Source organism: Streptomyces sp. NPDC057638 (genome assembly GCF_042800315.1).
Classification (GTDB): Bacteria; Actinomycetota; Actinomycetes; order Streptomycetales; family Streptomycetaceae; genus Streptomyces.
On record NZ_JBHVHF010000338.1, the window covers coordinates 1 to 7677 of the forward strand.

At 69.2% G+C, this 7677-nt stretch carries 8 protein-coding genes; 3 read left to right on the forward strand and 5 right to left on the reverse strand.

The window, feature by feature from the left end:
• Positions 1 to 96 precede the first annotated feature (96 nt).
• From ACFVIM_RS30110 to ACFVIM_RS30130, 5 genes are all read right to left on the reverse strand, one after another.
• Entirely contained in the window at positions 97 to 525 is a 429-nt protein-coding gene (locus ACFVIM_RS30110; RefSeq protein ID WP_384307931.1) for a hypothetical protein, read from the reverse strand.
• 482 nt (positions 526 to 1007) lie between these two features.
• Positions 1008 to 1856 carry a tetratricopeptide repeat protein gene (locus ACFVIM_RS30115; protein WP_384307951.1) on the reverse strand — a complete coding sequence of 283 codons (849 nt, stop codon included), beginning with the start codon at positions 1854 to 1856 and terminating at the stop codon, positions 1008 to 1010.
• Between the two features lie 91 nt (positions 1857 to 1947).
• Entirely contained in the window at positions 1948 to 2823 is an 876-nt protein-coding gene (locus ACFVIM_RS30120; protein WP_384307934.1) for a nucleotidyltransferase, read from the reverse strand.
• Between the two features lie 64 nt (positions 2824 to 2887).
• Positions 2888 to 3142: a Txe/YoeB family addiction module toxin gene (locus ACFVIM_RS30125; protein ID WP_384307937.1), complete on the reverse strand. Its 255-nt coding sequence runs from the start codon at positions 3140 to 3142 to the stop codon at positions 2888 to 2890.
• Entirely contained in the window at positions 3139 to 3435 is a 297-nt protein-coding gene (locus ACFVIM_RS30130) for a type II toxin-antitoxin system Phd/YefM family antitoxin (protein ID WP_384307940.1), read from the reverse strand. The genes ACFVIM_RS30125 and ACFVIM_RS30130 overlap by 4 nt, the downstream gene beginning before the upstream one ends.
• A 163-nt stretch (positions 3436 to 3598) precedes the next feature.
• Between ACFVIM_RS30130 and ACFVIM_RS30135 the strand changes: the two genes are divergently transcribed.
• From ACFVIM_RS30135 to ACFVIM_RS30145, 3 genes are all read left to right on the forward strand, one after another.
• The gene (locus ACFVIM_RS30135; RefSeq protein ID WP_384307942.1) at positions 3599 to 4558 is read left to right on the forward strand and encodes a hypothetical protein; all 960 of its coding nucleotides are present in this window, start codon (positions 3599 to 3601) and stop codon (positions 4556 to 4558) included.
• Between the two features lie 487 nt (positions 4559 to 5045).
• Positions 5046 to 6926 (forward strand): DNA/RNA helicase domain-containing protein, encoded by a 1881-nt coding sequence (locus tag ACFVIM_RS30140; RefSeq protein WP_384307945.1) that lies wholly within the window; start codon positions 5046 to 5048, stop codon positions 6924 to 6926.
• A gap of 108 nt (positions 6927 to 7034) precedes the next feature.
• Positions 7035 to 7610: a Uma2 family endonuclease gene (locus ACFVIM_RS30145; RefSeq protein ID WP_384307948.1), complete on the forward strand. Its 576-nt coding sequence runs from the start codon at positions 7035 to 7037 to the stop codon at positions 7608 to 7610.
• Positions 7611 to 7677 lie beyond the last annotated feature (67 nt).

Below are 7677 nucleotides of genomic sequence, written 5' to 3' on the forward strand. Positions count from 1 at the left end.
CCATGGGCGCGTCCGCCCATGGCCCCGAAGGCTTCATGCCGCGTACGCGGCCGTGCCAGCGGCCGGGATCGGTCCCGCACCGGCGGCGTTCTCGTCCTAGCGGTGTTCCGTGCGGGAGGCCCAGACCGCCCGGCTTCCGTCGTAGATGACGACATTGCCGTCGTCCTGGACGACCAGCCGGGAGCCGGGGTGGCGATGGGTGCGCGAGCTCCAGACCGGGCGGTTGCTACGGGTGTAGACGACGAAGTTGCCGTCCGGCTGGAACTGCGCGGTCCAGCCGCGGCCCACCGTGTTGGAGGCCCAGCGGGCGCGCCCGAACTCGTCGTAGATGACCAGGTTGCCGTCGCTCTGCATGATCAGCGTGGCGGTGTCGGAGCTGACGGAGTCGTTGTGGTTGAAGACGAACGGGGCGTAGATGGTCTGGTTGGCCAGGGGCCCGGCCACAGCCCCGGCCGCGGGCGCCCCGCCCGTGCCGGTGGAGTGATCGGCGGCCGGTGCCGCCTGCGCATGGCCCGCCAGTGTCATGGCAGCGAGTGAGGCGCATGCGAGAAGGGTGGTGAGTCTCTTCCGCACGGCGTCGTCCTTTCATCCGTCCACGGGTGCCCGGTCGGGCACCTCAGGCGGGACTCTGACAGCCCCTCCCGCTGGATGGGCGACCTCCGTTTACCTGGGCGTGCACGGTGACGCGTTCACGCCATGAAACCCGCGCGGCGGACGTCTGGATTCCCCTCACTCGCCCGCAGCAGCCCCCGAGGTCGCCGCGCCCTCCGCTCGCCCCATGGCCGCGCCCAACCGCCTCACCAGCGGTTTCTCGGTGCATCGGCCATCAATGGGGACATTGGCCGATCCGCGCCGGGACGCACCAGCGGCCGTTCACATCCGTCGCTTACCGGTCTCGCCTACCGGTGCGGCACATACGCGTACCGGTCGGTCTCACACCGTCCGTACGGAGAGCGCTCGACTCCTCAGCGGCGCGGGCCGACGAACCGGCCCGCCCTGACCCGCGCCTACGCCCCACCCGGCTCGCCCGGCGTACCCGACCCACCCGGCGCACCTGACGCCGAGGGCTCTGACGGCTCTGAGGGCGGCTCGTCACCACCCTCCGGTGGCCGCACCCCGGCCCGCTCGGCCACCCCCGCGAGCTGCGGGTAGTAGCGGAAGGCACGCTGAAAACTCCTCAGCGCCTCGTCCGAGCGCCCGACGCCCTCCAGCGCGAGCCCCTGCTGATGGGCCAGCTCGCCGAGGAAACGGGGATCGTTGCCGAGTACGCGCGGCAGGGGGGTGAGCACATCGAGGGCCTCGTGGAAGACCTCCTGGACGACCAGCGCCTTGGCCACGTACAACTGCGCCTCATCGCGCAGGAAACGGTCGCCGATGCCCTCGGCGACCGTGAGGACACGCGGCCAGTCCTGCCGCAGAAAGGAGTACCGCGCCCAGGTGAACCGGGTCTCGTCACAGTCCAGCACGGCGGTGGAGAGCGACATCCCCGCCTCGTCCAGCCGCCCCTCGTCCAGTCGGCGGGCCACGACGGCGAGCCAGAGGTCCCGCGAGGACTCCAGCCGGAAACTCGCGTACGCCCCGATGGAGAACCGCGAGAGCAGCGGCCGCTGGAACTTCCGCCGCAGCGCACCGAAGGAACGCTGCTCCCGGGCCATGGACTCCAGCGCCTCGTCCCGCGCCTCGCCGACCGCGTGCAGACCGAGCCAGGCGTCGGCGGCGGTCGGATCGTGGTCGACGGCCGCGTCGAACCGCTCGGCCGCACCGTCCGTATCGCCCGTACGCAGCAGATCCATCCCGCGCAGCCACGCCTGCTCAGCCTTCCGGGCCGACCACTTCCCGCCCGTGCCCCCGAACATCCCCGGCACGACATCTCCCCCCTCGGCCCTGAAGCGCGCCCGGCACGGCCGGTTCCGGCCCGGCCCGGAGCGGCTCGCGGTGGGGTCGAGTCTAGTCTCGATCACCCGGGGACCAGCGGATCCCCACCGTCCCGCCCGGCCCGTACGACGAGAGCAGCGCCTCGACGGCCGGCCCCAGGAACTCCGCCGCGAGACCGGCCCTCCGCCGCCGCCACGCCTCCTCCGCCGCGCCATCCCCACCACCCCCGTATCGCCGCCGACGGATGTCCTCGACGATCTCCACGGGGGCACCGAGCTCCTCGCGCAGCACCTCAAGGGCCTCACGCTTGGTGATCAGCCGGCCGTCCCGCAGGGTGATGTGCATCCGGGCGACGGTGAGCAGGGCGTAGTCCAGCCATCCATCCTGGAGCAGCAGATCGCCGCGGTCCCCGGCGATCTCCGCCATCCCCTCCCGCAGCTCACCGACGATGAACTCCGCCAGCCCCCGGTCCGTCACCTCGGGCAGCAGCCCGGCGACCGGCCGCCCGTACAGCACCCGCCCGAAGGTGTGCAGCTCCCGCCGGGTGACCGGGCTGACCGGACGGGCGAAGTACTCCCGGTGCGCCCAGACCGGATGCTCACGGTCCGGATCCTCCAGCTCCCCCAGGGGAAGGTACGAACAGTGCAGCCCGCCCGCGAGCGGCTCCTCCATCAGCAACCGCTCATGGAGCCGGACCAGCCGCCGCTCCTCCTCGGGCGTACAGGGCCGTTCCAGCACGGCGACGAGATCGAGATCGCTGCGACCGGGCCGGTAGTCACCGCCCTCGGCGATCGACCCATGCACCCAGAGCGCGACGAGCGGCACGAACGGCGGCGCCAGCGCCCCGGCGAACCGCCCCAGGAGCCGGTCGGTGGCGAGATCCCCACTCATCCCGGGGCCCTGGTCCTCTTTCCGTTCCTGGGGAGCTTCGTCAGCGGTGGTCGTCATGGGACGAGTCTGCGGCGCCGACGGAGCACGACAGCAGGAACCGCGCGATCACGCCATCAGGCGGTCAGTAGTGATAGCGGGCCGCGAGAACGATGATCTCCTCGGCCGTGACCAGATAGACCAGCCGGTGTTCGTCATCGATCCGGCGCGACCACGCCCCGGGCAGATGGAACTTCAGCGGCTCCGGCTTCCCGACCCCGGTGAAGGGATCGTGCCTGATGTCCTCGATGAGCCGGTTGATCCGGGCGAGCATCGTGCGGTCGCTCCTGAGCCAGGACGTGTAGTCCTCCCAGCCCTGTTCCTCGAAAACCAGTCTCACGCCGCCCGGGCACCCGTCTCCGGCTCGGCAGCGGGGTCGAGGTCGGGGTCGATCAGCTCACGCTCGGACACCTGGAGTCCGGCCAGGGCGTTCTCGTACGCCTTGAGCAACCGCCGCGCGTTGGCGGGCGACCGCAGCAGATACGAGCCCTCGCGCAGCGCCGCGTAGTCCTCGGCCGACATCAGCACGGCGTTCCCGTGCTTGGAGACGATCTCGATCGCGTCGTGATCGTCGTTCACCTTCTTGATCAGCGGGAAGAGCGCCTTGCGGGCTTCACTGGCGGTGATGGACATGGGTATCCCTTCCCTCAAGTGGTACCCAATAACGTACCACTCCCGCCCGCATCCCACTCCCACCGAGCGGCATCCCGCGCACCCCCGCCGCTGACCTGACGGAGGCGGCGGAGGTCGCGGAGGCGAGGACATAGCATGGCCAATACAGCGGAAACGGAGTCGGATGCCGGAGTCTCACAACTGGGCCAAGCGGGCGAACACGAGGGTGAACACCCTCATCGACCGGCTACCGAGGACAGCCCGGATCCTCCTCGCCATCGCGCTGTTCGCGCTCACCTGGATCCTGCTCTTCATCTGGCTCTCGGGCCGGGCCGGGACATGGGCGTGGGCAGCCACCGCCTCCGCCGTGGTCAGCGCGAAAATATCCCGCGGCCTCATCGCCCCGTACTGGAGATCCCGAAGCGAGAAAACAAAACGCCTCCTCAGCGGCGCCTCCGCTTTCCTGCTTCCGCTCTTCCTCTTGTCCTTCGCCATGTGGCAGATACCCATCGCGGCTCAGCAGAGCGAATCAGCGGCGGGGCTCCCGCTGATCGCCGTATGGGCTTTCTACGTCTTCATAGCAGGATCTTCCGAGCCGGACGACTTCCCACTCGATCACCTGCGGATGCGTATCGCCCGAGCGGCCTTCTTCAGAGTGGCCACGAACTGGTGCGGAATCATCGGGCTGGTCTGGTTCCTGCATCGCACCATCACCGACGAGAAGCTGAAGGGACCACTCCTCGGAGCCAGCTTCACGCTGATCATCGTCGTGACCGTGGCATCGCTGAAAACGTACACACGCGTACGTAAGCTCTGCACCCACATTTACTCCACAGCACAGTCGCTGACCCGAGATCTGGAGGAAGTTCGCGCAGCTTCCGACGGAAAGGAAAGGGCGCACGGTCGCGCGACGGCACGCCGTACCTGGGACGACCTGAGACGTCTGCTCCACAACAGGATCGACACGGGATTCCATCGCTACGGAATCTTCGTTCTCCCCAAGGAAGCCATTGCGGAACTGGCGGCGAAAATCGCCCTGGCCATCGACGCCGATCCCGCCACGGAAGACGCCCACGAGTCCGCGCTCGCGGACCTTCGCATCATCCAAAGGGCATGCGAGGTCCGACTCGACGACGTGGCCTGACCCCCCTGAGCACCTCACCGAGTACGCGGCACCGCCGCGCACCGCCTACCCACCGCACTGAGACCGCGTTCACCGACCGCCCGAGCTCCCGCTCCCGCCGGATACGGCCCCCCCAACGGCACCAAGTGGTCCCACCCCTGAGTCACCGTCGTGCGTCACACCCACAGCGCGCCTCTCACGGCCCGCCGACGACCTGCCCTCGGCCGCCCGATCGGCTGCCCTCGATCCGCCCATGCCCCCCTCGGCCCACCGATATCCAGGGACCAACCCCCCGCCCAGGCCGCCCAGTCGTGGACCAGCCGTTGCCAGGGCACCGCGCGCCCTCCCCGGAGATGTGCGCGACGTGACCTTCGGGGTACGCGGATGCCCTTCGCGGTAATCTACGGAACGTCATCGCGGCCCGACGGGCTTCCGCTTCGCTTCGGCGAAGTCACGAAGGACATGCCCCCACCCGCACGGCTTTTTCCGTGCTGCCTGGGGGCATACCTTGCTGTTCCGCGACTCCGCCGCGGCGGTCGCCGCAGAGTGCCACTCTGGTGCGCTGTTCTTCCGACTGACGGAGCAGTTCGTCCACGTACACGGCCACAAGCCAGGGCGGTCCGAGGTCCGCTCATGGGAGCGGAGTATCCCCGTCCTCGCGAGCGCGCTCAACGATGCCGGCCTCGGGCGGGTAGAGGTGCTCCTGGAGTACGGACTGCCGCTGAACAGCAAGCGGGCCGACGCGGTGCTGGCCGGGGTGCACCCGACGACCGGACTGCCGTCCTATGTCATCGTGGAACTCAAGCAGTGGAGCAGCGCGGAGCCGGACGACGACGATCCGTCCCTGTGCCGCCTCGACTCATACCCCCGGGCCGTGCTGAATCCCATCGCCCAGGTGCGCGGCTACTGCGAGTACCTCATCTCCTTCAACGGAGCCCTGGCCGAGCATCCGGAACGCGTCAACGGCGCCGCCTACCTGCACAACGCCACCGAGTTCGGCGTCAGCGGGCTCTTCGAGGCCGAACAGGACCAGTACGGCCAGCTCTTCGTCGGTGCGCGACGCGGTGAATTCATCGACTTCCTGCGTTCGAAACTGTCGCCGGAGTCAGGTGCCTCGGCCGCGGACGAGCTCGCCAACGGGAAGGTCGGCCCGTCCAGGCAGCTCATGGCGGTGGCCGCCCAGGAGGTTCGTGAGCGTGAGCAGTTCGTCCTGCTGGACGAGCAGCAGATCGCGTACCGCACTGTGCTCAACGCCGTCCGCCGCGCCAAGCGGTCCGACCACAAGGAAGTCGTGATCGTCACCGGCGGGCCGGGCACCGGCAAGAGCGTCATCGCCTTGTCGCTCCTCGGTGAGCTGTACCGGCAGGGCACCACCACGCTGCACGCGACGGGCTCCAGCTCGTTCACGACGACCATGCGGAAGGTCGCGGGGACCCGGAAGCGTGAGGTGCAGGACCTCTTCAAGTACTTCAACAGCTTCATGACCGCCGAGCGCAACAGCCTCGACGTCCTGATCTGCGACGAGGCGCACCGTATCCGGGAGACATCGGCCAACCGCTACACACCGGCGTCGAACCGCACGGGCAAGGCCCAGATCGAGGAACTCATCGACGTGGCACGCGTTCCCGTCTTCCTGCTCGACGAGCACCAGGTCGTCCGGCCCGGCGAGATGGGCACGGTCGCGGAGATCGAGGCGGCCGCCGCGAAGAAGGGGCTCCACTGCCGGGTGGTGCCGCTGGACAGCCAGTTCCGGTGTGGTGGCAGCGATGCGTACCTGCGCTGGGTGGTGCGGCTGCTGGGGCTTGAGCCGGGCGGCCCGGTGGTGTGGGAACCCGACGACAAGATGCGGCTCGTGATCGCGGACAGCCCTCAGGAGTTGGAGTCGCTCCTCGACGGCTTCCGCTCCGACGGGTACAGCGCACGTATGTCCGCGGGCTACTGCTGGAAGTGGACGAAGAAGGTGCCGGCCGGGCAGGCACTGCCCGCGGACGTCGTCATCGGGGAGTGGGAACGGCCCTGGAACGTCTTCGGTGACCGGTCCGTCGCGGGCGCGCCTCCAGCCGCGCTGTGGGCGACCGATCCCGCCGGTTTCGGGCAGGTGGGCTGCGTGTACACGGCACAGGGGTTCGAGTACGACTGGAGCGGCGTCATCATAGGTCCCGACCTCGTGTGGCGAGGCGACCGCTGGGTCACCGACCGTACGGCGTCCAGGGATCCGGTCTTCAAGAAGTCCACCCCGGACGCGGATGTGGACCGGCTGATCCGCAACACGTACAAGGTCCTGCTGACGCGAGGCATGATCGGGACGGTGGTGTACTCGACCGATACCGAGACACGGGAGAGGCTCCGCACCCTGGCTGGCGCGACCTTGAGCGTCGCGGCCGTGTGACTGGCCAGGTGCGCCTCGCCCGGCGGAGTGGCACGGCGTGTCACCGGAGCGCCACTCGCCGGGACCGTTCGCTCCTCGGCCGGAGCCGCGGCCCGCTACGGTGAAGCCATGACCGCACTCCCTGACTGGATGCACCCACCGCGCCTGGAAGGCTGGTTCGCGGAGGACCTGGACCGCCTGCCGCAAGCGCCGCGCCACACCGAGCTGATCGACGGAGCCCTGGTATTCATGATGTCGCCCCAGCGCTCCTGGCACGGCCGCCTCGTCACCGCCCTGACCACCTCACTCATGGCGCAGGCGCCCGTCGGCTTCGAGGTCGAACGGGAGATGACCATCCGCCTCGATGACCGCAACCGCCCCGAGCCGGACCTCGTGGTGACCACAGCCCCATACGACCCCGACTGCACCTGGTTCAGCCCCGGAGACGTCCAGCTCGTCGTCGAGGTCGTCTCACCGGAATCCGCGCACCGGGACCGGACGGTCAAGCTCCGGAAGTATGCCGAGGCCGGCATCCGGCACTACTGGTGCGTCGAGGACGAGGACACCGTCCCCGCCGTGCACGTCTACGAGCTCGACGAGCCGACCGGCTCGTACGCCCCGGCGGGAATCTTCCGCCACACACTCAAGCGGTCCCTGCCGTTCGAGATCAGCCTCGATCTGGACACGCTGGCACCGGGCCGGTAAGGCCGAGCACCATGCGCCCCCGACGACGTCGGCACGGGAACGCGGAAGAGGCCGGACGCTGTCGCGT

What these genes read in the sequence shown, in the direction of transcription:
- ACFVIM_RS30130 (WP_384307940.1), bottom strand. Translation starts at nt 3,435, where the DNA reads ATGTCCATCACCGCCAGTGAAGCCCGCAAGGCGCTCTTCCCGCTGATC.
- ACFVIM_RS30115 (WP_384307951.1), bottom strand. Translation starts at nt 1,856, where the DNA reads ATGTTCGGGGGCACGGGCGGGAAGTGGTCGGCCCGGAAGGCTGAGCAG.
- ACFVIM_RS30110 (WP_384307931.1), bottom strand. Translation starts at nt 525, where the DNA reads ATGACACTGGCGGGCCATGCGCAGGCGGCACCGGCCGCCGATCACTCC.
- ACFVIM_RS30120 (WP_384307934.1), bottom strand. Translation starts at nt 2,823, where the DNA reads ATGACGACCACCGCTGACGAAGCTCCCCAGGAACGGAAAGAGGACCAG.
- ACFVIM_RS30145 (WP_384307948.1), top strand. Translation starts at nt 7,035, where the DNA reads ATGACCGCACTCCCTGACTGGATGCACCCACCGCGCCTGGAAGGCTGG.
- ACFVIM_RS30135 (WP_384307942.1), top strand. Translation starts at nt 3,599, where the DNA reads ATGCCGGAGTCTCACAACTGGGCCAAGCGGGCGAACACGAGGGTGAAC.